This is a genomic window from Rhizobium sp. K33 (genome assembly GCF_056501445.1).
In genome coordinates, this window is the sequence record NZ_CP096478.1 from 875,242 (window position 1) to 898,038 (window position 22,797).

Consider the following 22,797-nt stretch of genomic DNA (forward strand, 5'->3'; position numbering starts at 1 on the left):
GTATTTCAGGAAACGACCTGCCGGCGGGAGAGCAGTCCCGTCGACAAAAGCACGCCGAGCCCCGTGACGAGAGCCGCAGCAAGCGTCGAGACACCCAGAGGCTCTGCGAGCAAGACAGCGCCACCGATGGCCGCGGCCACAGGCGTGATCGCCGTATAGGCGGCAGCCTGGGTTCCGCCGAGAGCCCGAACCGCCGTTCCGTAGAGCAATGTGGCAACGAGGCCGGACAGAAGCCCCTGCGTGACGGATTGCAACGCGATCTCTCGCCATGGTGCCGTCGGGAACTGTGTGCCGACGAACGGCAGGGCGCCGATATTGAGGATCGTCGACCAGACGCAGATCAGCGCGGCACCTTCGAAGGCATCGAGGCCGCTGCGGCGGAAGGCATGGGTGTAGACTGCCCAGAGCGTGGCGCCGATCGGCAGGATGGTGAAGCTGATCCAGCTCAAGCCCTCGTCTCCCAGATTGCCGAACAGCAGCACCGCGCCACCTGCCAGGATCGCCAGCATCCCGAGCTTGCGCCACCTGTCGGGCCGCTCCCCGAGAAAAACCATGCCGATGACGGCGACGGCGAGCGGCATCAGACCCGGAAGCAGGACACCGGCTGCCGAGGCCGGCGTGTGGCGCATGCCGAAGGCCACTATCTGGAAGAAGGGCGCGCCGGAGCCGAGAACCATCATCGCGAGCGGGCCCATGGCACCCTTGGGAAAAAGGCCGGTTCGCCACCAGACGGGTGCGAGCACGAGCGCGGGGATCCCGTAGCGCAGAAGGCTGAGGTCGAGCGGCCCGAGCCCGGCGCCGACGCTTTGGCGAGTGGAGACCAGCCACGAGGCCCAGATCAGCACGACCGACAGGGCCGACAAGGCGCCGAGAGCCGATCGGCCGGAGCCGGGAAGGGGGGTGGTGCCGATGGCGGACATGGGAGCTCCGGGATAATCTGTTCGGGCGCTATCTTAAGGCCACCGCTCCGATGTGTCCTTGCGAAGTTTGCGTCGCAAGACTACGAATTTGGCAGAATCTGCCAATTCGAGCCATCTGAGTGAGACATGCTGCCAAAACTCGACAAGTTCGATCACGCGATCCTGAAGATCCTCCAGGATGATGCTCGCACCACCAATGTCGAGATCGCCGACAAGGTCGGCCTGTCGCAATCGCCCTGCCTCAGGCGTATTCGCCTGATGGAGGAGAGCGGCGTCATCCGTGGTTACCGTGCCGATCTCGATCGACGCATGCTGGGGCTGGAGCTCACCGTCTTCGTTGCTTTCAAGGTTGCGCGCCACACGCGCGAGAATGCCGATGCGCTGCACGAAGCCCTTCTCGACATTCCCGAGGTGGTTGCCTGCTACATGATTTCGGGTGAGTCCGATTTCCTCGCCGAGGTCGTGGTCGAAAACCTCTCCGCCTATGAGACGCTGCTGACGGAGAAGCTGCTGGTCCTGCCGAACGTCACCGACATCCGGTCGAATTTCGCGATCAGGAGCGTCAAGACCGGCGCGCCGCTGAAGCTTCCGGTCAGACTCTGACGGATGACGTTTCGGCCGCTGCGAGGCAGCGGCCGACGGTCAACGGCCAGCACTCACCGGCTCAGCCCGGAAAGCCTTCCAGCACGATCTTGCCACGCGCCCGGTTGCTCTCGATGATCCGATGAGCTTCCCGCAGGTTCGTCGCCGTGATCGGGCCGAGCACGGTGTCGAGCGTCGTGCGGATCTTGCCGGCGTCGATGAGTTCGGCGACATGCGTCAAGAGCTTGTGCTGCTCGATCAGGTCGGGCGTCTGGAAGAGGGGTCGCGAGAACATGAACTCCCAGTGCAGCGACACCACCTTCTGCTTGAAGGCGAGGATGTCGAAGCCTTCCGGGAAGTCGTCGATCAGGCAGATCCGCCCCATCGGCGCGATGATCTCGGCCATGGCGAGACGATGCTGGCTGCTATGCGTCACCGAGAAGATGAAGCCGGGAGCGCCAATGCCGAGCGCAGCGTATTCTTCGGCAAGCGGCTTGCTGTGGTCGATCACGTAGTCGGCGCCAAGCGATTTTGCCCACTCGGCCGTCTCCGGGCGGGAGGCGGTCGCGATGACGGTGAGATCGGTGAGCTGCTTCGCGAGCTGGATGGCAATGGAGCCCACGCCGCCGGCACCGCCGGTGATCAGGATCGCATTCTCTGCGCCGAGCACGGCGTCCTTCACCTTCAGCCGGTCGAAGAGTGCTTCGTAAGCGGTGATCGCCGTCAGCGGCAGGGCGGCAGCCTCTGCAAACGAGAGGGTCGCTGGCTTGCGGCCGACGATGCGCTCGTCGACGAGATGATATTCGGCATTGGTACCCGGCCGGTTGATGGCGCCGGCATAATAGACCTCGTCTCCCGGCTGGAAGAGGGTTACCTCAGGGCCGACGGCCTTGACCACGCCGGCCGCGTCGTAGCCGAGGATGCGCGCCTCGCCGGCGGCCGGCGTGAAGTTGCGGCGGACCTTGGTGTCGACGGGATTGACCGAGATCGCCTTGATCTCGACCAGCAGGTCGTGGCCTTCCGCCGTCGGCGTGGGCAGATCGAGATCGACCAGCGCCGTCTCCGAGGTGATGGGCTGGGGGTGATGGAAACCGATGGCTCGCATGGAAAAACTCCTGTCTTGCGTTTGCACGCCGCCCATTAAGAACATAGATTGCCCGGGCGCAAGAATGCACATTTTGTGTTTGTAGGCACAAAATCAGACCTCGGTACACAAAAGGATACTGTCGATGTCGCGACCCCGCGCCAAGATGACCAACAACTTCCCCGGCTGCCCGGTGGAGACCACCTTGAGCTTTCTCGACGGCAAGTGGAAAGGGGTCATCCTCTATCACCTGCTCGTCGACGGCACACTGCGCTTCAGCGAACTGCGCAGACGCCTGCAGGCGGTGACGCAACGCATGCTGACGAAACAGCTGCGCGAACTGGAAGAGCAGGGGCTGGTCGTGCGAACCGTTTATCCGGTTGTACCGCCGCGCGTCGATTACGCGCTGACCCCGCTTGGCCAGAGCCTGCGGCCGGTCATCATGGTCCTCGAGCAATGGGGCAGCCGTCACGTCCGCTGTGAGGATGGCCAGCGGCTCCTCGTCACGCCGGACGCGATCGAAAACGAGGCCTCAGCCGCGTGACGGCTTCTTTTCGAGCGCGATGGAGATGAGGAAGATCACGAGGCCGAGCGCCGAGAGGACGGAGCCGACATAGCCGGTGGCGCCGTAGCCATAGCCGGCCGCGATCACGAGGCCGCCAAGCCAGGCGCCGATGGCATTGGCAATGTTGAAGGCGGAGTGGTTGGTCGCAGCCGCAAGCGTCTGGGCATCGGCGGCGACATCCATGAGCCGGGTCTGCACGGCCGGGCAGGCGGCAAAGCCACAGCCGGTCAGGAAGACGCAGATGCAGAGCATGACCGGGTTATGCGCGGTCAGCGAGAACACGGCCATCAGCGCGATGTTGAAGGCGAGCATGCCGCCGATCGTGCCCTTCAGCGAATAATCGGCCATCCGGCTGCCGACGATATTGCCGACATTCATGCCGATGCCGAAAAGCGCCAGCACGACCGCGACCATGCTGGCCGGCAGTGTCCGTCACCGTCTTGGCGATATAGCTGAAGATGGCGAACATGCCGCCGAAGCCGACGGCTGCGACACCGAAGGAAAGCCAGACCTGCAGCCGTGTGAAGGCCGACAGTTCGCGGCGGATGCTCGCACCTTCCGCCACTTCATCTTTCGGCAGGTAGAGCGCGATGAGCGCAACCGTGATCGCCCCGATCGCGGCCACCATCAGGAAGGCAGCGCGCCAGCTCATCAACTGACCGAGGAAGGTGGCGATCGGCGTACCAACCAGGGTTGCTATGGTGAGGCCCAGCATCACACGCCCGACCGCGCGCACGCGCCGGTTCGGCGGCGCCATGGAGGCGGCGACCAGGGCCGCAACGCCGAAATAGGCGCCATGCGGCAGACCGGTGACGAAGCGAAGGGCCGTGAATGCGGAAAACTGGGTGGCAAGGGCGCTGGCGAAATTGCCAAGTGCAAACAGGCCCATGAGCAGCAGAAGCAGCGTCTTGCGCGGAAGTTTTGCGGCAAGCGCCGCAATGATCGGTGCGCCGATGACGACGCCCAGTGCATAGGCACTGATGACATGGCCCGCCTGGGGCACGGTCACGCCATAGGTCTGCGCGACTTCCGGCAAAAGACCCATGATCACGAACTCGCCGGTGCCGATGCCGAAGCCGCCGGCCGCGAGTGCCACCTCGATGAGACGGATGGTGCTGGGCGTGAGGGACGGTACGTCCCGGACGTCGGCATCAAGCGAGGGCGTGAGGCTCGGGCAATCGGTCATGAAATCACCATGGGCCCGCACGAGGCTGTGGGGCGCAAATACGCTTCCGGGGAAGCCGGGATGAGAAAGAAAAGCCCTCAGGCCGCTTGGAAAGGAGAATTGTTGTTTATCATATCCGTGTGCACTGCGGCAAAGGCTTTTGCTCGCCATCTTGAAATTTGCCCGCGCACTCTCGATCTGCAGGCGCGTGTCGAAACTTTTGAAGCATCAGCACGTTGTGCGGTTTGGCCTTCCCAAGGCCGCAAGAGGGCGAAATGAAAATCAAGGCTGTACTCAATCGTGACGGTGGCACCTTCAAGACCACCGACATGCAGACCTACTGCGAAAGCGCGACCCGTGCCTTTGCCGCAAAGGGACACGAGCTTGTCTGCGATGTGGTGCCCGGCGCAGAGATTGTCGAGGCGCTGGAATCCGCAAGCGGTGAGGCCGGTCTCGACGCGCTTCTGGCGGGCGGCGGTGACGGCACGATCTCCACGGCCGCCGGCATCGCCTGGAAGGCAGGCCTGCCCCTCGGCGTCATTCCCGCCGGTACGATGAACCTCTTTGCCCGTTCGCTGAAGCTGCCGCTCGACATCTGGAAGGTGCTCGATCTGCTCGCAGGCGCCAAGGTGGCGAACGTGGACATCGCGACTGCCAACGGACGCCCCTTCGTCCACCAGTTTTCCGCAGGCCTCCATGCGCGCATGGTGCGCATGCGCAACCAGATGGACTTCGCCTCGCGCATCGGCAAGATCCGGGCGAGCACCAGCGCCGCCTTCGGCGTCATGCTCGATCCGCCGCGCTTCGAGGTCGTCTTCGACATCGACGGCGATGGCCGCAGCGACGAGCGACCGATCTCGGCGATTTCAGTGTCGAACAATCCGCTGGGCAACAATTCGCTGTTCTTCGCCGACCGGGTCGACACCGGCAAGCTCGGCGTCTATCTCGCCGAACCCCTCGAGCCGACGGGTGTCGGCAAGCTCGCCTTCGATATTTTGCGCGGCAAGTTCAAGGAAAACGAGGCTGTCACGGCCTCCACGGCCGAGCGGGTGCACCTGCATTTCCCGAAATACCGCAAGGGGGCGGCCTGTGTGCTCGACGGCGAGCTCTTGCGCATGCCGCCCGATGTCGAGATCAAGATCCATGCCGGCGAGCTCAAGGTGCTCGTGGCGCCCGAACAGCCGACAGCCTGACAAGGAAACGCCCGGCTGAAGACCGGGCGTTTTGGATTTTAGTGGCTGAAGGCCGCCGCGATCAGGTCGCGGGTATAGGCCTCCTGCGGATGGTCGAAGATCGCCTCCGTCTCGCCCTGCTCGACGATCTTGCCGTTCTTCATCACCACCACATGGTCTGACATGGCGCGGATGACCGAGAGGTCATGGCTGATGAAGACATAAGACAGGCCGTGTTTGTCCTGCAGATCTCTCAAAAGCTCGATGACCTGACGCTGGACGGAACGGTCGAGCGCGGACGTCGGCTCGTCAAGGATGACCACCTTCGGCTTCAGGATCATCGAGCGGGCAATCGCAATACGCTGGCGCTGGCCGCCCGAGAACTCGTGCGGATAACGGTTGCGCGCGGCCGGGTCGAGGCCGACCTCCTTGAGTGCCGCAATCGCCCGGGCGTCCCGCTCGGCCCGGCTGAGCTGCGGCTCGTGCACGTAGAGGCCTTCCGTGATGATCTCGCCGACCGTCTGGCGCGGCGAGAGCGATCCATAGGGATCCTGGAAGACAAGCTGCAGCTGGCGGCGGAAGGGCCGCATGCCGGCCCGGTCGAGGCTCGAAATGTCCGCCGTCTCGAAGCGGAAGGCACCATCCGCCTGCAGGAGCTTCAGAAGCGCCCGGCCGAGGGTGGACTTGCCCGAGCCGGACTCGCCAACGACGCCGATCGTCTGACCCTGCTTCAGCCGGATGGAGACCTGGTCCACCGCCCGGAAGGTACGGTTCGGACGCAGGAAACCACCGCTGCCGATGTCGAAATCGACGGTGACATTGCGGCCTTCCAGAACGACAGGCGCATCGTCTGCCGGTGGCGGCTTGGTGCCCGTCGGTTCGGCGGCGAGCAGCATCTTCGTGTAGTCGTGCTGAGCATTGCCGAAGATCGCGTCGCGGCTGCCCGTTTCGACGATCTCGCCCTTGCGCATGACCGCGACGCGGTCGGCGACATGTTTGACGACGCCGAGGTCATGGGTGATCAACACGATCGCCATGCCGAAGCGCTTCTGCAGATCCGCAAGAAGCGTCAGGATCTGCGCCTGGATGGTGACGTCCAGCGCGGTGGTCGGCTCGTCGGCGATCAGCACGTCAGGCTCGTTGGCCAAGGCCATCGCGATCATCACGCGCTGGCGCTGGCCGCCGGACATTTCGTGCGGATAGCTGTCGATACGCCGCTCGGGGTCGGGGATGCCGACCAGCTTCAAGAGTTCCAGCACGCGGGCGCGTGCCGCACTCTTGCTCAGGCCTCGGTGGTGAATGAGTGGTTCGGCAATCTGCTTGCCGATCCTGTAAAGCGGGTCGAGCGAGGTCATCGGCTCCTGGAAGATCATGGTGATCTTTGCGCCGCGCACCTTGTTCAATTCGCCGACCGGCAGGCCGACGATGTTTCGTCCGCCATAGACGGCCTCGCCGGTGACATCGCCGTTCTTCGCCAGCAGGCCCATGATGCCCATCATGGTCTGGCTCTTACCCGAGCCGCTTTCGCCGACGATGGCCAGCGTTTCGCCTTTTTTCACCGAGAAGCTGATGCCCTTCACCGCTTCCACTGGGCCGTCGGGTGTTGCGAAGGTCACCTTCAGGTTGGAAACGTCGAGCACGGTTTCGTTGTGTGTCTTGTCGTCCATGCTCATCGGTCCTTCGGATCCAGTGCATCCCGCAGGCCGTCGCCCACGAAATTCAGCGAAAACAGGGTCGTCACGAAGAAGATCGCCGGGAAGATCAGAAGCCATGGGGCATTCTGCATGCTGGCCGCACCTTCCGAGATCAGCGTTCCCCAGCTGGCAAGCGGCGCCTGGACGCCAAGGCCGAGGAAGGAAAGGAAGCTCTCGAGCAGGATGACCTTCGGCACGATGACGGTGACGAAGACGATGACCGGGCCGATCGTGTTCGGGATGATGTGACGGCGGATGATCTGCCAGTCGGTCAGGCCCAGCGCTTCTGCGGCTCCGACGAATTCGCGGCGCTTGAGCGACAGCGTCTGGCCGCGCACGATACGGGCCATTTCCAGCCACTCCACCGCACCGATGACCAGGAAGATCAGCACCACTGATCGCCCGAAGAAGACGACGAGCACGACGACGAGGAAGACGAAGGGCAGCGAATAGAGGATCTCGACGAGACGCATCATGACGTTGTCGACGCGGCCACCGAGATAGCCCGATGTGGCGCCATAGACGACGCCGATGCCGAGCGAGACCAGGCTGGCCGCCAGGCCGACCGCAAGTGAGATCTGCCCGCCGAGCATGACGCGGACGAGCAGGTCACGGCCGTTCGAATCCGTGCCGAAGGGGAAGGTGACCTGATCCACGGTTCCGGACACGGTAAGGCTCCGACCGTCCGCGGCCTGTTCCACGACTTCCGAATTCTTGAATTCGTTGTTGCGGTCGAAATAGCGGATCGTCCGGGGATCGATTTCCTCATCCGAGCTGACCACGGCCGTAAAGCGGCCACTCTCGACCGTGAAGCTGTCGAGGGTCACTCTTGCCCGCTGGGCGACACTTTCGGCGACTTCCTGGAGTGTCTCAGGATCAGGCCGTGGCGAGAGGCTCGGCGGCACGCTGACATAGGAGGAGAAGACCTGGTCGTAGCTGTGGGCCACGAAGAAGGGACCCGCAAAGGAAAACAGCGTGATGAAGACGAGGAGCACGCAGCCGGTAATCGCGGCCTTGTTGCGCCGGAAGCGCATCATGGCGAGCTGTGCCAGGCTGCGTCCGGCGATCTCGGGCTGAGGGAGAAGGGTGGTATCAGTCATTGCGAACCCTCGGATCGAGCAGGCCATAGGCGATGTCGACCAACAGGTTGAAGACGATCACGAACACGGCGACGAGGATGACAGTGCCCATGACGAGGGGATAGTCGCGGTTGAGCGCGCCGAGCACGAAGTAGCGACCGACACCGGGGATGGTGAAGATCGTCTCCACCACGGCAGAGCCGGTCAGCAGGGCGGCAGCGCAAGGTGCGAGATAGGAGACGATCGGCAGCATCGCGCCGCGCATCGCATGCGTGACGACGACCACGCGCGATGGCAGGCCGTAGGCGCGTGCCGTGCGAATATGGTCGGTATGCAGGGCCTCGATCATCGCGCCGCGGGTGAGACGGGCGAATACGGCAAGTTGAGGCAGGGCAAGTGCCGTCACCGGCAGGATCAGGTAACGCAGCGATCCATCACCCCAGCTGCCCGCGGGCAGCCAGTTGAGGATCACGGCAAACAGGAGCGTGAGCACTGGACCCACGACGAAATTGGGGATCGTCACGCCGATTGTCGCAAAGGACATGACGGCGAAATCGATCGTGCTGTTTTGCCTGAGTGCTGCGACCGTGCCGAGCAGGACGCCGCCGATAAGCGCGACAAGGATCGCAATCCCGCCAAGCTGGATCGAATAGGGCAGGGCCTTGCCGATCAGTTCGGAGACGGTGTTGTCCTTGTAGATGAAGCTCGGACCGAGATCGCCGGTGACGGCATTGCCGATATAGCTCAGATACTGGCTGATCAGCGGCTGGTCGAGTTTGTAGGTGGCCATGATGTTGGCCATCGTCTGAGGCGGAAGCGGGCGCTCGAGATTGAAGGGGCCGCCCGGCGCAAACCGCATCAGAAAGAATGAGATGGTGACGACAATGAAGATCGTCGGGACGGCGCTCATCAGCCGCCGCAGCACGAAGGATGTCATGTCCTGCTCCTGAGTGGACGACGCGCGGCTTGAACCGTGCGTCGTCCGGTCACGTGACGAGATTATTCAGCGACGCGAAGGAAGCGGCTGAGATGCTCGTTGGCAGCATTGTCCTGCCAGCCGCTGACGCGGTCGGAGACCAGCCACAGGTTCGCCGTGCTCATCAGCGGAGCGATCGGCTGATCACGCATCAGGATGACTTCGGCATCATGCAGAATCTTCTTGCGGGCGTCGGCATCGCCTTCGGTGTAGGACTTTGCCATCAGCGCGTCGAACTCCGGATTGTTGTACCTGCCGTAGTTGAACGAGGTGTTGGTCGAAACGTTCAGCGCCAGGAAGTTTTCCGCATCGGCGTAGTCGGCAACCCAGCCGGCACGTGCGACGTTGAAGGCGCCGCCTTCCTGCAGGTAGGCATAGTGCGAGGCCACGTCGAGGTTGGTCATGGTAACATTCGCGCCGAAGGTGTTCTTCCACATGTCGGCAACAGCCGTCGCCACGCGCTCGTGGTTCGGGTTGGTGTTGTAGCGGATCTCGATGTTGAGCGGCTTGCCGCCTTCACCGTACCCGGCTTCCTTCATCAGTTCGATTGCCTTGTCTTCGCGGTCGAGCTGCGACATCTCGGCGAAGTCGGCCTTGGCTGCAGCATAGCCACCGAGACCATCTGGAACGAGGGAGTAGGTCGGCAGCTGTGCACCGGAGTAGATCTCCTCGGCCAGGAAGTCGCGATCGACGGCCATAGACAGGGCCTGGCGGACGCGCACGTCGCTATAGGGCTCCTGACGGGTGTCGAAGACGTAGTAATAGGTCGAAGCCGACGGCGAAACGCGGACCTGTTCGCCATAGCTTTCCTTCAGGCGGTCGATCTGGTCGGCCGAGAAGTTGTAGACGAGGTCCATTTCCTTGGCTTCGAAACGACGGACCGAAGCGGCCTGATCGTCGATCGGGTAGAAGACGACCTTGTCGATCTGGGTGTTGGCGGCATCCCAGTGGTTCTCGTTCTTCACGACGACGAGGTTGTCGTTCGGTACATGGCTTTCGAGTTTGTAGGCGCCGTTCGAGACCATCACGCCGGGCTTCACGAAGTCCTTGCCGTTCTTTTCGACGCTTGTCTTGGAGACGGGAAGGGCGGTCTGGTGGGCCAGCAGTTCGAGGAAGAAGGGGGTCGGGCGCTCAAGCGTGATCTCGAGCGTCTTGGCGTCAACGGCTTTCGCGCCGATTTCTTCCAGCTTCGCTTCACCCTTGTTGGCCTTTTCGGCGTTCTTGATCGGGTAAAGGATGTTGGCGTATTTGGCAGCGGTTTCCGGGTTCTGGACGCGCTGGATCGAGTAGACGAAGTCTTCAGCCGTTACCGGCGAGCCGTCTGACCACTTGGCGTTTTCGCGGATCTTGAAGGTGTAGACCGTGCCGTCGTCAGAAATGGTCCAGCTTTCGGCCGCACCCGGGACAATCTCGCCCTTGGCATCATAGATGGTCAGACCCTCGTAGAGATCCTTCAGAATGAAGGCCTCGATATCAATCGAGGTATTGGCCTGATCGAGCGTCTGCGGCTCGCCGGAATTGCCGCGATGAAGCACGACTTCAGCCAGCGCCTGGCTCGCGCCAAACATCAAGGAGGTGAGGAGAAGAGAGGTGCCGAGCAGCCGGCGCGTCTGGATAGACATTCGTTTGGAACTCCCAGTTCACGTTAACGGAAGGGACAGAAGAGTATTCCTGATGGCGTGACAACCCGCATTTTTTACGGCTACCCCATTTTTGAGGTGGAAATTTGGGGGCTGGCCTGTGACTTGGCACGAAGATTTCGCATGACCGTTTTATGACGAAATAAAATTATCGCGCCCAATTCTGTGCAAAATGCGACAGGGACGGCTGAAGCGCCGTCCCTGCAGGGGCTCTCGTCATAACGGGGTCCAGAAGCGGCGTCAGATCCGCGGCAGATAGGTCTGGTAATCGAAGCTCGACACGGTACGCAGATAGGCCATGGCCTCCTTGCGCTTGGTGTCCCCATAGATCCGCTGATACTCAGCCCCGAAGATGTCCTTGATGAAAGCCGAGGCGCGGAAGCGCTCGACGGCGGTCAGGAAGTCGTAGGTCAGCATGTCAGGGTTTTCAGGCGCGCTGTCCGGCGTCGTCACCGGACCTGGATCGAGATCCTCGTCGAGGCCAAGCAGGATGCCCCCGAGGATGGCGGCGAGCAGCAGATGCGGATTGGCGTCCGCACCGGCCACACGGTGTTCGATACGGGCGGCGGGGCCGTCCTTGTCGGGGATACGGACAGCCGTACCACGATTGCCGAAACCCCAATCGATCTTGTCGGGCGCAAAGGAGCCCGGCTGGAAACGGCGATAGGAATTGGCAAAGGGCGCGAAGATCAGCTGCGCATCCTGCATGCTCTTCAGCATGCCGGCAGTGATCGACTTCAGCTTTACCGGATCGCCGCCCTTGGCGTCGAGGATGTTCTTCCCGTCCTTGTCGATGATCGAGGCATGCACATGAAGCCCGGAACCGGCGTGGTCGCCATAGGGCTTGGCCATGCAGGTCGCCTTGAAGCCGTGGCGGCGGGCAGCGAAATCAACGACGCGCTTCAGATAGATGCAGTCGTCGGCAGCGGCCATCGCATCCGGCTTGTGCAGCAGGTTGACCTCGAACTGGCCGGGGCCGAATTCGGCGGTCGTCGCATCCGCCGGCAGACCCATGTGGTCGCAGTATTCGCGGACGGTCGCGAGGAAGTCTTCCATCGCAGCCGTCGCGCGCATGTCGTAGAGCTGGTAGCCCTCGACCTCGCCGTTCATGACCAGCGCCTTCGGCGGCATCGGCACGCCGGTGTCGCGGAAATCCGGCTCCATCACGTAGAATTCGAGCTCGGTCGCCACGACAGGCGTCAGGCCCTTTTCTTCGAAGCGCTTCATCACACGGGCGAGGATGGCCCGCGGGCAGACGTAATGCGGCTCTCCATCAAGCGTATGCATGGTGGCAAGCACCTGCTTGGAGCCGGCAGGTCCCCAAGGAAGCGTCGTCAGCGAATTCTTGTCCGGCGTGCAGATGCCATCGGGATCGCCCAGCGTCAGCGAGATCTTCGTGATGTCGTCATTGTCATCGCCCCAGATGTCGAGAGACTGGGTCGAGGCCGGCAGACGCACCGTGTTCTTCCAGACCTTGTCCTCGGCTTTCAGCGGGATCATCTTCCCGCGCAGGTCGCCATTCATGCCGACAAGCAGCACCTCGATGCGTGCGGAAGGGTCGGCTGCGGTCTGATCGGCGGCCTCGGTCGATGCTGTCATGGAGAAACTCTCGTTGGCTTTCAGGGCGGATTTGGCCGGAGGAACGCGGCAATCGGTGCCTTGCCAAACGCGTTTTGGACGGTCATGTTCGTAGCCGATAATGTTCCGCCTTTCAATGCGGGGCAAGACCGTCACACGGACCATGTTTGGCCGTGAAACCAACGGCTTCCGCCCCGATCGAGGATCCGACCCATGAACAAGCCAGTAACCGCCGTCTCCAACCTCGGTGCCATCGACGCTGCCCATCATCTTCACCCCTTCTCGGACATGAAGAAGCTGAACGCGGCCGGCACCAAGATCATCACCCGGGCGGAAGGCGTGCATATCTGGGATGCGACGGGCAAGCAGTATCTCGATGCTTTTGCGGGACTCTGGTGCGTCAATGTCGGCTATGGCCGTAAATCGATTGCCGATGTCGTGCATGCCCAGATGCTGGAACTGCCCTATTACAACACCTTCTTCGGCACCACGACGCCGCCGACCACGCTGCTTGCCCAGAAGATCGCCGAAAAGACCGGGCCGAAGCTCAACCGCGTCTTCTTCTCCAATTCCGGCTCGGAAGCCTCAGACACCTGGTTCCGCATGGCGCGCGTCTATTGGAAGGCGCTGGGTCACGAGACCAAGACGCAGGTGATCGCCCGCAAGAACGCCTATCATGGCTCCACCGTCGCCGGCGCCTCGCTCGGTGGCATGAAATGGATGCATGAGCAGGGCAACCTGCCGATCGAAGGCATTCACCACATCAACCAGCCCTACTGGTATGCCGAGGGCGGCGATCTCTCGCCGGAGGATTTCGGCATCAAGGTCGCTCGAGAACTCGAGGAGAAGATCCTCGAACTCGGCGAGGAAAATGTCGCAGCCTTCGTCGCGGAGCCGATCCAGGGGGCAGGCGGCGTGATCGTGCCGCCGTCCACCTACTGGCCGGAAATCAAGCGCATCTGCGCCAAGTACCAGATCCTGCTCGTTGCCGACGAGGTGATTTCCGGCTTCGGCCGTCTCGGCTCGTGGTTCGGCCATCAGCACTACGATTTCGAGCCGGATCTCGCGCCGATCGCCAAGGGGCTGTCGTCCGGCTACCTGCCGATCGGCGGCGTGCTGGTGTCTGACCGGGTGGCCGAGGTCATGGTCAACGAGCTCGGCGACTTCTACCACGGCTACACCTATTCCGGTCACCCGGTGGCAGCCGCCGCTGCACTCGAGAACATCCGCATCATCGAGGAAGAAGGCCTGGTCGAGCGCGTCCGCGATGACACCGGTCCCTATCTCGCCCAGGCACTGGCCTCGCTCAGCGATCATGAGCTTGTCGGCGAAGCCGTCAGCGTCGGTCTGATGGGCGCCGTCCAGATCACCGCCGACAAGGCGACCCGCCGCCGCTTCAAGAAGCCTGACGATACCGGCACTGCCGTGCGCAACCAGTGTGTCAACGCCGGCGTGGTGCTGCGCGCCACCGGCGACCGTATGCTCTTCTCCCCGCCGCTGATCATCGAACGGTCGCAGATCGACCAGGCGGTGGATACACTGCGCAATGGCCTGGACTGGCTGAAGGACAATCGCGGCGAGGGTTGAGGGCATGTCTGGTGCCCTCCACCGTATGGTGATATATACGCGTGATATCACTCGGAGGATGGCATGCGCACATTGGTGAACATCCCAGATGCTGACATTGAAGCCTTGGACAGGATCGCTGCCGAAAAGCAGGTATCGCGTGCTTCATTAATCAGGGAAGCCGTGGGTGACCTGCTGGACCGACACAAGGACGATGTTGTCCTGAACGGTTTCGGACTGTGGGCTGGATCTGAGGCCAAAGACGGCTTGGTCATTCAGCGTAAACTTCGTGCCGAATGGTGAAGGTGCTTTTCGACACGAATATCGTGATCGACATGCTGAAGGGCGTTCCAGCCGCACGGGACGTGCTGAGCAATTATCCACAGCGGGCAGTCAGCATCATCACCTGGATGGAAGTCATGGTCGGCACGCCCGCCGCCCTCACTAACGCTACCCAAGATTTTCTGAAAGGATTTGAACTCATCGGCCTTGACGAAAACGTTGCCGAGCAGGCCGTTGTCATACGGAAGGCCCATAGACTCAAATTACCTGACGCGGTGGTCTGGGCTACCGCTAAGGTGAACGGCCTTAGCTTGCTGACGCGCGACACCAAAGGCTTTCCGCGTCAGCATCCCGATATCATCGTACCTTATGTACTTTGATACGCCGCCGGCCCAAAGCCCTCACGGCATGAACTGCCCACCATTCACGTCGATCGTCTGGCCGGTGATGTAGCCCGACAGCATGGGCGAGGCGAGGAAAAGGTATGCGCCGACGCAATCGGCTGGCGTGCCTGTACGCTTCAGCGGCACGCTGCCGGCAACCTGATCGAGCTGGCCGGGGAGCGCATATTTGTCCTGGAACGGCGTGGTGATGACGCCGGGCGCCACCGCATTGACGCGGATGTTGTGCTTGCCGAATTCCAGCGCCATGCCCTTGGTCACCGCGCCGACAAAGGCCTTCGATGAGCCATAGACGCCCGAACCCGCCGTGCCGCCCGTCCGGGCGGCAACGGACGTCGTGTTGATGATGAAGCCGCCTTGCGCTTTCAGATGCGCGACTGCCGCCTGGCTGGTGGCAAGCACGGAGCGGGCGTTCACATCCATCACCTTGTCATAATGGGCATCGGTCATCTCTTCGTAGAGGACGCGCGCGATCATGCTGCCGGCATTGTTGATGACGCCATCGAGGCGCCCGAAGGTCTTGGCCATATGGTTGACCGCCTCGGCCATCGCCTCTGACGATGTGGCATCGGCCTTGACCAGAACAACGCTGCCGCCCGCCGCCTCGATATCGCGGGCGATCGCGTGAGCGGCTTCGGCGTTGGAATTGTAGTGCAGACCGACAAGCGCACCCTGGGCTGCGAAGGCCCGGGCGAGTGCCTCGCCAATGCCGCTTGATGCGCCGGTGATCAGCACGGCCTTTCCGGCAAGATCGGGGATGGTGAGTGTTGTCATGGCCTGGTCCTCCTGTTGTCAGACAAGCTTAGAGCGGCCTTAGCGGCATTTGGCAAGGCCGCTCCTGGCCTGTGAGATCTAACTGGGGCCGATCAGGCCGATTTCCAGTCGAAGGGAAGCGGGGCCTCGCGGAAGGCAAAGCGGTCGAGATGGCTCGAAACCACGCCCTTCATCCGCTCCAGCACCTCGTCTGACTGAGCCTCGATTTCGACGGTGAGGGCATGGCCCTCCGAGGTCATCACGGCCGTCGCCTCGGCGAATTTCACGACGCCCTTCTGGTCGGTGAGTTCCACCTCAAGCTTGTGCGCCCAATGCTTGCAGAGCTGCTGCAGATATTTCCAGCCGCTGTCGGTCGGGACGACCGCGATTGTTTTTGCCATGGTCAGAGCCTTTCGATCTTGCCGACCGCTTCGTCGAGGATGCGGGCGACTTCCAGTTGGGTCTCGCGGGTGGCACCCTCGCGGGACAGACAGTCGTGCAGTGCCTGCTTCAGGTTGCCCATGGCGCGGCGGACCGGCGCTGCGTCCGTGCGTTCGCTGACCTTGGCAAGAGCCGTCAGGCGGCCGACCGCGATGGCGACCTCGTCGGCGCGCTCGGCCAGATGCTGGCGCCCGGCTTCGGTGATCGACATCAGCTTGCGCGGACCTGCGCTATCGACCTCTTCCGCGAGCCCCATGTCGAGCAGCAGCGTCATGGTCGGATAGACCACACCGGGCGAGGGGGCATAGGCCCCACCCGAAAGGCTCTCGATCTCGCGGATGAGGTCATAGCCGTGCCGCGGCTGGTCCTCGATGAGCTTCAGCAGCACGAGCCGCAGCTCGCCGCCTTCGAACATGCGCCGGCGCTCGCCGCGGCGTCCGCGCGGGCCGCCCTGCATCGGCCCGCCAAAGGCGCCGCGGTGGCGCATGGCATGCATGGCTTCACGAAAGGCGAAGAAGGGATTGCCGCGCTCGCCGCGGCTCTGATGGCAGTGTCTCATGGAAATGATCTCCGTTGGAATTGCATCTAAGATATATCGTAGAATTATCATCGCAAGAGCCGGATCGGAAAAATTCGCAGGTCGACGCGCTTTGCGCCTTCGTGTCGGCCACCTATGATAATGGCGGATTCGTCAGGATGAGGGGCAGCGCCGATGGGCGAGAAGCGGCATGAATACCGGGTGACCGTCACATGGCAGGGAAATGCCGGAACAGGGACCTCTGGCTACCGCGATTACGGCCGCGACCACATCATATCGGCCGACGGCAAGCCGGACATTCTCGCGTCTTCCGATCCGGCCTTTCGCGGCGACCCGGCGCGCTGGAACCCGGAAGACCTCTTCCTTGCGTCCCTCTCGGCCTGTCACAAGCTCTGGTACCTGCATTTCTGTGCCGTCTCCGGCGTCATCGTGACGGCCTACGAGGATCACGCGGAGGGCGTCATGGAGATGGACGCAGACGGCACGGGCCGCTTCATCGACGTGCTGCTGAAGCCCCGTGTCACGATCAAGCGCGGAACCTTCCCGGAGCTCGCTCTCGAACTGCATGGCGACGCGCATGAAAAATGCTTCATCGCCAATTCCGTGAATTTCCCAGTGCGCTGCCAGGCGGAGATTGTCGAGGCCTGATCCTCAGGTCATCGCTTGATCAGGATGTAGTGGAAGGGCGGTGCCTGCTTGTCCGGGTGTCCCAGAAAAGGCAGCGTAATCTCTTTCGTCGGCGCAGTGGAGACGTCAGCGCCGACAGTAGATCTCGCCCAATCCACCAGAACCTGGGGCGGCGACCCTGATTGGCCGCGCCAGATCAGCGCCACTGGATTTGCCGCGGATAGATCGTTCGAGCTTTGCAGATTGAGAAACTGGGTGGAAATCACGACGGCATCCGGCCAACGCATCTTCAGATTTCCGGCTGCAGTCCAATCCGGCGTGGCGATCACGGCAGGCGCGACTTGCTCTCGCTCGAGGAAGGCATCGTGGAAGGCGCCGTATGGCTGCTGGTAATGGGAGGTCGATCGCGACCCGGCGATGAACGTTGCGATAGGCAAAAGAACGATGATGCCAAGTGCCACCGGCATCAACCGCCGGAGCGCGGCATCTGGGTCAAGTCCTTGGGCTTCGAGCTTGAGGACGAGATAGAGCGGGAGCAACTGCAGCAGCGGCAGCATCCAGCGATCGCGGATGGTGGTGAAGGTGACTGCCACGATTAGAAGGATGAGTATCCCCAGGACTGCCAGCAGAAAGCTGCCGATGAACCGGCTTTCGACGGTGCCAGTCTTCCACGACCGTGGGGCAGTCCTGCCGAAGGCTAGACCCAGAGCCGCGACCGCCGGCAGGGCGATGACGACTGTGATGGCTGCAAGATTGCCAAGACCGATGAGGATCTCGCCGACCCGGCTGGTGCTGCCTGCTTCCTCGCCCATGCGTGCAATGGTGACGGAAGACGCGACCTTGAGGTTATCGATGAACCAGAGGGCATGCGGCAGGATGATCATTGCAGCTACGACCGCGGCCGCGAGAAGACGCCAGTCGAATATGCGGGCGCGCCCCTCCGGATGAAGCAGTACAGCGACGCCAAGAGCGGGGAGAAAGAGCGCGAAATTGTACTTGGTCAACATCCCGAGACCAATGGCCGCCCCGAGCAGCAGGTAGTTTCGCAAGCTGGGCGACTTCAAGACGAGGATGGCCGCAATCATCATCAGGTTTAGCACCAGCATGGTCGCGGTCGTATGCGTCAGGTCACGCTGCGCCTGCCAGAACATTTGTGGAATGAGAAACAAGCCCAGCGTCGCGAGAGCCGCGGAGGATTCCTTCTTCGCCAGCAACCGGCCAAGAAAGTAATAGGTTGTGAGGATCGCGAACAGCACAACGGACTTCAATACGGCAAGTCCGACCAGATAATTTCCGACCAATAAGAAAGTCAGTTGCTGGATCCAATTGTAGAGGGGTGGCTGCGCGTCATAGCCCGCCGCCAGCCATTGCGACAGGAAGACCTGCTGGGCTTCGTCGATACGCAGGCCATCCGGCAGGACGAGCCGGACGATGAACTGGGCAATGTAATAAATGGCGAAGATCCCGAGGATGGAAGATCCCAGCCGCAGTCCGCGCTCAATCCAACCCGTCAGCATTACACTGCTTTCCGAAACACCGTCCGCACGATGTAGTTGGGCTGGGCATCATCGCGGTAATAGGTCCGAGCGATCATCTCGGCGAGGATGCCGGTGGTGATCAGCTGGACGGACGACAGGAAGAGCATGAAGCCGAGGATCAGCAGCGGTCGGCCGCCGATGTCCTCGCCGAAGATGACCTTTTCGATGAAGAGCCAGGCGAGGATCAGCGCGCTCAAGAAGCCGGTGCCGAGGCCGAGAGAGCCGAAGAAGTGCCCCGGCCGCGCCTTGTAGCGCATGAAGAACATGACCGAGAGCAGATCGAGGATCACGCGGAATGTGCGGGAGATGCCATATTTCGATGTCCCGTGCTGGCGGGCATGATGGGTCACTTCCATCTCGCCGATGCGTGAGCTTGGCACGACGCTCGCGACCCAGGCGGGGATGAAGCGGTGCATCTCGCCCATCAGCTTGACCTGCTTGATGACCGAGGCGCGGTAGATCTTCAGGCTGCAGCCATAGTCGTGCAGTTTGACGCCCGTGATGCGGCCGATCAGATAGTTGGCACACCAGGACGGGACCTTGCGCAGGACGAGACCGTCCTTGCGGTTCTTGCGCCAGCCGACGAGCAGGTCGAGCTCGCGCTCTTCCAGCGCCTGGACCATTGTCGGGATGTCCTTCGGGTCGTTCTGCAGATCGCCGTCGAGTGTGGCGATCAAGCGGCCGCGAGCCGTGTCGATGCCCGCCTGCATGGCAGCCGTCTGGCCGAAATTCCGCTGCAGTTCGACGATCTTGAGATCGAGGCCCGGGCGGCTGAGATAGCCGCGAGCGGTCAGAAGGGTCCGGTCGGCGCTACCGTCATCCACCAGTACCAGTTCCCAGGCGCCAGGATAGGCCGCCATGGCGTCCATGACCCGCTCGATCAGCGGGCCGACGCTTTCTTCTTCATTGAAGATCGGCACCACGAGGGAGAGCTCTGGAGCTTCTATCCCTGGGACGGTTTCCAGGCCCGTTTCGATCACAGCACTCACGCATAAACTCCATGTCGACCCGATGGTCCCGCCTTGGCAATTCGTGCTAAGGCGGCCGGGACCAAGTGTGGGTGCACGACTATATGAAATCGAATCAGGATGCCAGCCAGGAGCGGTGGTTCCACCGCAATCGCATGTGGCTCGTGACCGCCGCGACACTGATCGCCTATGTGGCCTTTCTTCAGATCGCCTTCGGCATGCGCGCCCTGGCCTCCGAGCTGTCTGCGATCGGGATCGCGCCGCTCTTGACTGCCCTGATCCTGCTGGTCGCGACCTATGTCGTTCGCTGCTGGCGCGTCGCGGATTATTTTCCGCGCGAAACTGAAGGCCAGTTCCGTCGCCTGCTGAGGCTGACGCTCGTTCACAACCTTCTCAACATCATGCTGCCGCTGCGCTCGGGCGAGGCCAGCTTTCCGCTTCTGATGCGCTCGGAATTCGGCATGCCGCTTGCGCGCGCAACGGCGGCCCTGCTGGTCATGCGCCTACTGGACCTGCATGCGCTGCTGGCCGCCGCCGGCATCGGTCTCGTCATCGGCAAAGACTGGGCCCTCCCAGCGCTCCTTCTCTGGCTCGCCTTCCTGCTGGCGCCGATCCCGCTTTTCGCGCTGAAAACTCCGATCCTGAAGCTCTCGAGCCGCCTGCCAAAACGTCTGCAGACCATGGTCGATGAAATCGAAAACGGACTGCCGGCAAGCCCTGTCGCCTTCCTGCGTGCCTGGGGCGCGACGCTTCTCAACTGGGGTGTGAAAGTCGTGGTGCTGGCCTGGGTGCTGCGCCTGATGGACGTGGCGCCGATCGCCGCAAGCTTCGGTGGGGCGCTCGGCGGCGAACTCTCTTCCGTGCTGCCGGTGCATGCGCCGGGCGGCGTGGGCACCTATCCCGCCGGCATTGTCGCCGGGGCCCTGTCCTTCGGCGCCGATGCTTCTTCTGCGACCCTGGCTCAGATCGGCAAGGCGGCCGTCAACGCCCACCTTCTGATCCTGATATCGGCCTTCGTGGGGACCGGGCTCGCGGTCCTGATTGCGCCGTCGAAAAAGTTATGACCGTGAATTCCAAGTTGTAACCTCGCATTCGAGTACGCTTCGTGTTCTCGATCACTCTCGCAATGCCGATATCAGCGCGCGCAGCGCCGGCGGAGATTGGCGTCGGCTGGGGTGGTAAAGATGGAGACCTGGAAAGGGCACGCACCATCGATCCAGCACCTGGATCAGGCGACCATCGGCGATCTCCTCAACGACTTCCTCTTCCATCATATAGCCGAGTGCCGCACCGGCGCGGACGGCCGCGGCCATCAGAGAACCGTCATTGGCGACGAACTGGACGGTCGGTCGGATCTGAAATTCGCGGCCGGCTTCCTCCAGATCCCAGGGCATAATGGCGCCGGATTTCAACCGAAAACCAACGCAGACATGATCATGCAGATCTGACGGCACGCGCGGCTGCGGGTACCGGTCGAAATAACTCGGCGTGCCCACGATGACAGCTCTCAAGGCGGGGCCGACGGGGATGGCGATCATGTCCTTATCGACTGACATGTGAAATCTGATGCCCGCATCGAAGCCCGCCGCCACGATGTCGGTGAGACCGTCTTCGACATTTATCTCGACATGCACATCCGGATGAGCCAGCAGGAATGCCGGAAGCTTGCGGAGTAGGATCGTCTGCGCCGCATAGGTGGAGGCGGTGATCTTCACCTTTCCGGAGACACGTTCGCGCCAATGCGCGAGAGCCGCCAGGCCCTCATCGATCTGGGCGATCGCAGGAGAGACCGTATCCAGTAATCGCGCACCGGCTTCGGTGGGCGCGACGCTGCGCGTGGTCCGGGCCAGCAGTCGCACATCGAGGCGCGCCTCGAGATTGCGCATGGCGTGGCTGAGCGCGGAGGCCGAAATGCCGAGCTTCGCAGCGGCGCGCGTGAAGCTGCGTTCCTGGGCCACCGTGGCGAAGGCGAGCAGATCGTTGAGGTCGTTGCGTTCCATTCCTGAACTTTGCTCACAAGCCCGTACGGTCGGCAAGCGGTAATCCTCACGGGGATGCCGGTTTATCTCTTGGTGAACGCAAACCATGGAGCTTCAACATGAACCTTAGAGATTATCGCACGCTGGGTCGTTCGGGCCTGATCGTTAGTCCGCTGGCACTGGGGACCATGACCTTCGGCGCCGAGCGTTGGGGTGCAGGGGAGAAGGTATCGAGAGAGCTGTTCGATACCTATGTCGCGGCCGGAGGTAATTTTCTCGATACAGCCGACATCTATTCCGGAGGGCAGAGCGAAGAAATGCTGGGTCGGTTCGTTGCCGACAGCGGTCTGCGCGACCGTCTGGTCATTGCAACCAAATCCGGGTTTCCCCGTGGCCAGGGCACGCCGCTCTGGGGCGGCAACGGAGCCAAAAATATCCGGCTGGGCATCGAGGGCTCGTTGTCACGGCTCCAGACCGATTACATCGACATGTACTGGATGCATGTCTGGGATCAGGTGACGCCGGCGGAAGACGTTCTGGAAACGCTCACCCGGGCCGTGCGCGCCGGCAAGATCCTGCATTATGGCTTCTCCAACACGCCGGCCTGGTATGTCGCGAAGGTGGCGACGCTCGCGGCCGCCCATGGACTACCGGTCCCGATCGGTCTGCAATACGGCCATTCGCTGATCGAGCGCGGCGTCGACTTGGAAATCTTGCCGGCGGCAGCCGAATTCGGCATGGGCCTCGTGCCTTGGAGCCCCCTGGCTTTCGGTCTGCTTACCGGCAAATACGACCGCCGTATGCTGGAGCACGCAAACCGGCCAACAGAACTGCCCGACAGCGGTGCGAAGAGCGCCGAGAGCGAAAGTGACGGCCGGCTGAACGGGGATAATCCCTATGGCGGCATGCTGTTCACCGAGCGCAATTTCGCGATCGTTGATGTCGTGAAGGAGGTGGCCGCTGAACTCGGCCGGTCTCCGGCAGAAGTCGCGCTTGCCTGGGTCACCGGACGCAAGGGGGTCTCATCGGTACTTGTGGGTGCCAGCCGCGTCGAGCAATTGACCCAGAACATGGCCGCGCTCGACATCACCTTCAACGAGGATCAACTGCGCAGGCTCGATGAGGTGAGCGCGCTGCCGCTGCTCAATCCCTACTTCATCTTCAAGATGCCCTCCGAAGCTCGCTTCGGTGGTACAAGCGTGTCGGCCTGGCAAAGAGCCTGAACGAAAGCGGGCGGCTTGTGAGCCGC

At 62.2% G+C, this 22,797-nt stretch carries 22 protein-coding genes and 1 pseudogene; 9 read left to right on the forward strand and 14 right to left on the reverse strand.

Annotated elements, in window-relative coordinates:
• Positions 1 to 5 precede the first annotated feature (5 nt).
• On the reverse strand, positions 6 to 920 hold the full coding sequence (locus tag M1E12_RS04325; protein ID WP_479563868.1) for a DMT family transporter: 915 nt from the start codon (positions 918 to 920) through the stop codon (positions 6 to 8).
• A 129-nt stretch (positions 921 to 1,049) separates the two neighbouring features.
• On the opposite strand from M1E12_RS04325, the gene M1E12_RS04330 reads away from it, so the two are divergent.
• Positions 1,050 to 1,523 (forward strand): Lrp/AsnC family transcriptional regulator, encoded by a 474-nt coding sequence (locus M1E12_RS04330; protein ID WP_479564828.1) that lies wholly within the window; start codon positions 1,050 to 1,052, stop codon positions 1,521 to 1,523.
• 61 nt (positions 1,524 to 1,584) lie between these two features.
• Here the strand turns inward: M1E12_RS04330 and M1E12_RS04335 are convergent, their stop codons facing one another.
• The gene (locus M1E12_RS04335; RefSeq protein ID WP_479563869.1) at positions 1,585 to 2,607 is read right to left on the reverse strand and encodes a zinc-binding alcohol dehydrogenase family protein; all 1,023 of its coding nucleotides are present in this window, start codon (positions 2,605 to 2,607) and stop codon (positions 1,585 to 1,587) included.
• 124 nt (positions 2,608 to 2,731) lie between these two features.
• On the opposite strand from M1E12_RS04335, the gene M1E12_RS04340 reads away from it, so the two are divergent.
• A complete protein-coding gene (locus M1E12_RS04340) occupies positions 2,732 to 3,130 on the forward strand; it encodes a winged helix-turn-helix transcriptional regulator (RefSeq protein ID WP_136538642.1) in 399 nt (132 codons plus the stop codon).
• Here the strand turns inward: M1E12_RS04340 and M1E12_RS04345 are convergent.
• Positions 3,119 to 4,337 (reverse strand): annotated as a pseudogene (locus M1E12_RS04345) (MFS transporter). The gene M1E12_RS04340 and the pseudogene M1E12_RS04345 sit on opposite strands and share 12 nt — an antisense overlap.
• Before the next feature lie 254 nt (positions 4,338 to 4,591).
• Here M1E12_RS04345 and M1E12_RS04350 point away from each other — a divergent pair.
• A complete protein-coding gene (locus tag M1E12_RS04350; protein ID WP_479563870.1) occupies positions 4,592 to 5,509 on the forward strand; it encodes a diacylglycerol/lipid kinase family protein in 918 nt (305 codons plus the stop codon).
• A 38-nt stretch (positions 5,510 to 5,547) separates the two neighbouring features.
• Here the strand turns inward: M1E12_RS04350 and M1E12_RS04355 are convergent, their stop codons facing one another.
• The 5 genes from M1E12_RS04355 to M1E12_RS04375 all read right to left on the reverse strand — a co-directional run bounded on the left by M1E12_RS04355 (position 5,548) and on the right by M1E12_RS04375 (position 12,476).
• Positions 5,548 to 7,155, reverse strand: coding sequence for an ABC transporter ATP-binding protein (locus M1E12_RS04355; RefSeq protein ID WP_479563871.1), 1,608 nt, complete (start codon positions 7,153 to 7,155; stop codon positions 5,548 to 5,550).
• A gap of 2 nt (positions 7,156 to 7,157) precedes the next feature.
• Complete coding sequence (locus M1E12_RS04360; protein WP_479563872.1) at positions 7,158 to 8,282, reverse strand: ABC transporter permease; 1,125 nt, start codon at positions 8,280 to 8,282, stop codon at positions 7,158 to 7,160.
• The gene (oppB, locus tag M1E12_RS04365) at positions 8,275 to 9,198 is read right to left on the reverse strand and encodes an oligopeptide ABC transporter permease OppB (RefSeq protein WP_310237465.1); all 924 of its coding nucleotides are present in this window, start codon (positions 9,196 to 9,198) and stop codon (positions 8,275 to 8,277) included. The genes M1E12_RS04360 and oppB overlap by 8 nt, the downstream gene beginning before the upstream one ends.
• Positions 9,199 to 9,260: 62 nt before the next feature.
• Complete coding sequence (locus M1E12_RS04370) at positions 9,261 to 10,859, reverse strand: peptide ABC transporter substrate-binding protein (RefSeq protein WP_479563873.1); 1,599 nt, start codon at positions 10,857 to 10,859, stop codon at positions 9,261 to 9,263.
• A gap of 258 nt (positions 10,860 to 11,117) precedes the next feature.
• Positions 11,118 to 12,476, reverse strand: a complete 1,359-nt coding sequence (locus M1E12_RS04375) for a glutamine synthetase family protein (protein ID WP_479563874.1) — start codon at positions 12,474 to 12,476, stop codon at positions 11,118 to 11,120.
• Positions 12,477 to 12,668: 192 nt separating this feature from the next.
• Between M1E12_RS04375 and M1E12_RS04380 the strand changes: the two genes are divergently transcribed.
• The 3 genes from M1E12_RS04380 to M1E12_RS04390 all read left to right on the forward strand — a co-directional run bounded on the left by M1E12_RS04380 (position 12,669) and on the right by M1E12_RS04390 (position 14,683).
• Positions 12,669 to 14,042, forward strand: a complete 1,374-nt coding sequence (locus tag M1E12_RS04380; protein WP_479563875.1) for an aspartate aminotransferase family protein — start codon at positions 12,669 to 12,671, stop codon at positions 14,040 to 14,042.
• 63 nt (positions 14,043 to 14,105) lie between these two features.
• Entirely contained in the window at positions 14,106 to 14,324 is a 219-nt protein-coding gene (locus M1E12_RS04385) for a ribbon-helix-helix domain-containing protein (protein ID WP_479563876.1), read from the forward strand.
• Positions 14,318 to 14,683, forward strand: a complete 366-nt coding sequence (locus tag M1E12_RS04390; RefSeq protein ID WP_136538653.1) for a type II toxin-antitoxin system VapC family toxin — start codon at positions 14,318 to 14,320, stop codon at positions 14,681 to 14,683. Before M1E12_RS04385 ends, M1E12_RS04390 begins: the two co-directional genes overlap by 7 nt.
• Positions 14,684 to 14,704: 21 nt before the next feature.
• Here the strand turns inward: M1E12_RS04390 and M1E12_RS04395 are convergent, their stop codons facing one another.
• The 3 genes from M1E12_RS04395 to M1E12_RS04405 all read right to left on the reverse strand — a co-directional run bounded on the left by M1E12_RS04395 (position 14,705) and on the right by M1E12_RS04405 (position 16,457).
• Positions 14,705 to 15,478, reverse strand: coding sequence for an SDR family NAD(P)-dependent oxidoreductase (locus M1E12_RS04395; RefSeq protein WP_310237477.1), 774 nt, complete (start codon positions 15,476 to 15,478; stop codon positions 14,705 to 14,707).
• A 92-nt stretch (positions 15,479 to 15,570) separates the two neighbouring features.
• On the reverse strand, positions 15,571 to 15,858 hold the full coding sequence (locus M1E12_RS04400; RefSeq protein WP_310237479.1) for a DUF2218 domain-containing protein: 288 nt from the start codon (positions 15,856 to 15,858) through the stop codon (positions 15,571 to 15,573).
• A gap of 2 nt (positions 15,859 to 15,860) precedes the next feature.
• Positions 15,861 to 16,457 (reverse strand): PadR family transcriptional regulator, encoded by a 597-nt coding sequence (locus tag M1E12_RS04405; protein WP_479563877.1) that lies wholly within the window; start codon positions 16,455 to 16,457, stop codon positions 15,861 to 15,863.
• A 153-nt stretch (positions 16,458 to 16,610) separates the two neighbouring features.
• Between M1E12_RS04405 and M1E12_RS04410 the strand changes: the two genes are divergently transcribed.
• Entirely contained in the window at positions 16,611 to 17,084 is a 474-nt protein-coding gene (locus tag M1E12_RS04410) for an OsmC family protein (protein ID WP_479563878.1), read from the forward strand.
• Positions 17,085 to 17,092: 8 nt separating this feature from the next.
• Here M1E12_RS04410 and M1E12_RS04415 read toward each other — a convergent pair whose 3' ends face one another.
• The gene (locus M1E12_RS04415) at positions 17,093 to 18,580 is read right to left on the reverse strand and encodes a glycosyltransferase family 39 protein (RefSeq protein WP_479563879.1); all 1,488 of its coding nucleotides are present in this window, start codon (positions 18,578 to 18,580) and stop codon (positions 17,093 to 17,095) included.
• Positions 18,580 to 19,590 carry a glycosyltransferase family 2 protein gene (locus tag M1E12_RS04420; protein ID WP_479563880.1) on the reverse strand — a complete coding sequence of 337 codons (1,011 nt, stop codon included), beginning with the start codon at positions 19,588 to 19,590 and terminating at the stop codon, positions 18,580 to 18,582. Before M1E12_RS04420 ends, M1E12_RS04415 begins: the two co-directional genes overlap by 1 nt.
• Before the next feature lie 83 nt (positions 19,591 to 19,673).
• Between M1E12_RS04420 and M1E12_RS04425 the strand changes: the two genes are divergently transcribed.
• The gene (locus M1E12_RS04425) at positions 19,674 to 20,633 is read left to right on the forward strand and encodes a lysylphosphatidylglycerol synthase transmembrane domain-containing protein (protein ID WP_479563881.1); all 960 of its coding nucleotides are present in this window, start codon (positions 19,674 to 19,676) and stop codon (positions 20,631 to 20,633) included.
• A 51-nt stretch (positions 20,634 to 20,684) separates the two neighbouring features.
• Here the strand turns inward: M1E12_RS04425 and M1E12_RS04430 are convergent, their stop codons facing one another.
• Positions 20,685 to 21,569 carry a LysR family transcriptional regulator gene (locus tag M1E12_RS04430; RefSeq protein ID WP_310237492.1) on the reverse strand — a complete coding sequence of 295 codons (885 nt, stop codon included), beginning with the start codon at positions 21,567 to 21,569 and terminating at the stop codon, positions 20,685 to 20,687.
• Positions 21,570 to 21,667: 98 nt separating this feature from the next.
• Here M1E12_RS04430 and M1E12_RS04435 point away from each other — a divergent pair, with 98 nt between their 5' ends.
• Positions 21,668 to 22,771: an aldo/keto reductase gene (locus M1E12_RS04435; RefSeq protein WP_479563882.1), complete on the forward strand. Its 1,104-nt coding sequence runs from the start codon at positions 21,668 to 21,670 to the stop codon at positions 22,769 to 22,771.
• Positions 22,772 to 22,797 lie beyond the last annotated feature (26 nt).

Coding starts and splice junctions, on each gene's coding strand:
- M1E12_RS04355 (WP_479563871.1), bottom strand. CDS start 7,155: ATGGACGACAAGACACACAACGAAACCGTGCTCGACGTTTCCAACCTG.
- M1E12_RS04415 (WP_479563879.1), bottom strand. CDS start 18,580: ATGCTGACGGGTTGGATTGAGCGCGGACTGCGGCTGGGATCTTCCATC.
- M1E12_RS04325 (WP_479563868.1), bottom strand. CDS start 920: ATGTCCGCCATCGGCACCACCCCCCTTCCCGGCTCCGGCCGATCGGCT.
- M1E12_RS04405 (WP_479563877.1), bottom strand. CDS start 16,457: ATGAGACACTGCCATCAGAGCCGCGGCGAGCGCGGCAATCCCTTCTTC.
- M1E12_RS04375 (WP_479563874.1), bottom strand. CDS start 12,476: ATGACAGCATCGACCGAGGCCGCCGATCAGACCGCAGCCGACCCTTCC.
- M1E12_RS04350 (WP_479563870.1), top strand. CDS start 4,592: ATGAAAATCAAGGCTGTACTCAATCGTGACGGTGGCACCTTCAAGACC.
- M1E12_RS04335 (WP_479563869.1), bottom strand. CDS start 2,607: ATGCGAGCCATCGGTTTCCATCACCCCCAGCCCATCACCTCGGAGACG.
- M1E12_RS04400 (WP_310237479.1), bottom strand. CDS start 15,858: ATGGCAAAAACAATCGCGGTCGTCCCGACCGACAGCGGCTGGAAATAT.
- oppB (WP_310237465.1), bottom strand. CDS start 9,198: ATGACATCCTTCGTGCTGCGGCGGCTGATGAGCGCCGTCCCGACGATC.
- M1E12_RS04390 (WP_136538653.1), top strand. CDS start 14,318: ATGGTGAAGGTGCTTTTCGACACGAATATCGTGATCGACATGCTGAAG.
- M1E12_RS04360 (WP_479563872.1), bottom strand. CDS start 8,282: ATGACTGATACCACCCTTCTCCCTCAGCCCGAGATCGCCGGACGCAGC.
- M1E12_RS04370 (WP_479563873.1), bottom strand. CDS start 10,859: ATGTCTATCCAGACGCGCCGGCTGCTCGGCACCTCTCTTCTCCTCACC.
- M1E12_RS04425 (WP_479563881.1), top strand. CDS start 19,674: ATGAAATCGAATCAGGATGCCAGCCAGGAGCGGTGGTTCCACCGCAAT.
- M1E12_RS04385 (WP_479563876.1), top strand. CDS start 14,106: ATGCGCACATTGGTGAACATCCCAGATGCTGACATTGAAGCCTTGGAC.
- M1E12_RS04380 (WP_479563875.1), top strand. CDS start 12,669: ATGAACAAGCCAGTAACCGCCGTCTCCAACCTCGGTGCCATCGACGCT.
- M1E12_RS04430 (WP_310237492.1), bottom strand. CDS start 21,569: ATGGAACGCAACGACCTCAACGATCTGCTCGCCTTCGCCACGGTGGCC.
- M1E12_RS04340 (WP_136538642.1), top strand. CDS start 2,732: ATGTCGCGACCCCGCGCCAAGATGACCAACAACTTCCCCGGCTGCCCG.
- M1E12_RS04410 (WP_479563878.1), top strand. CDS start 16,611: ATGGGCGAGAAGCGGCATGAATACCGGGTGACCGTCACATGGCAGGGA.
- M1E12_RS04395 (WP_310237477.1), bottom strand. CDS start 15,478: ATGACAACACTCACCATCCCCGATCTTGCCGGAAAGGCCGTGCTGATC.
- M1E12_RS04435 (WP_479563882.1), top strand. CDS start 21,668: ATGAACCTTAGAGATTATCGCACGCTGGGTCGTTCGGGCCTGATCGTT.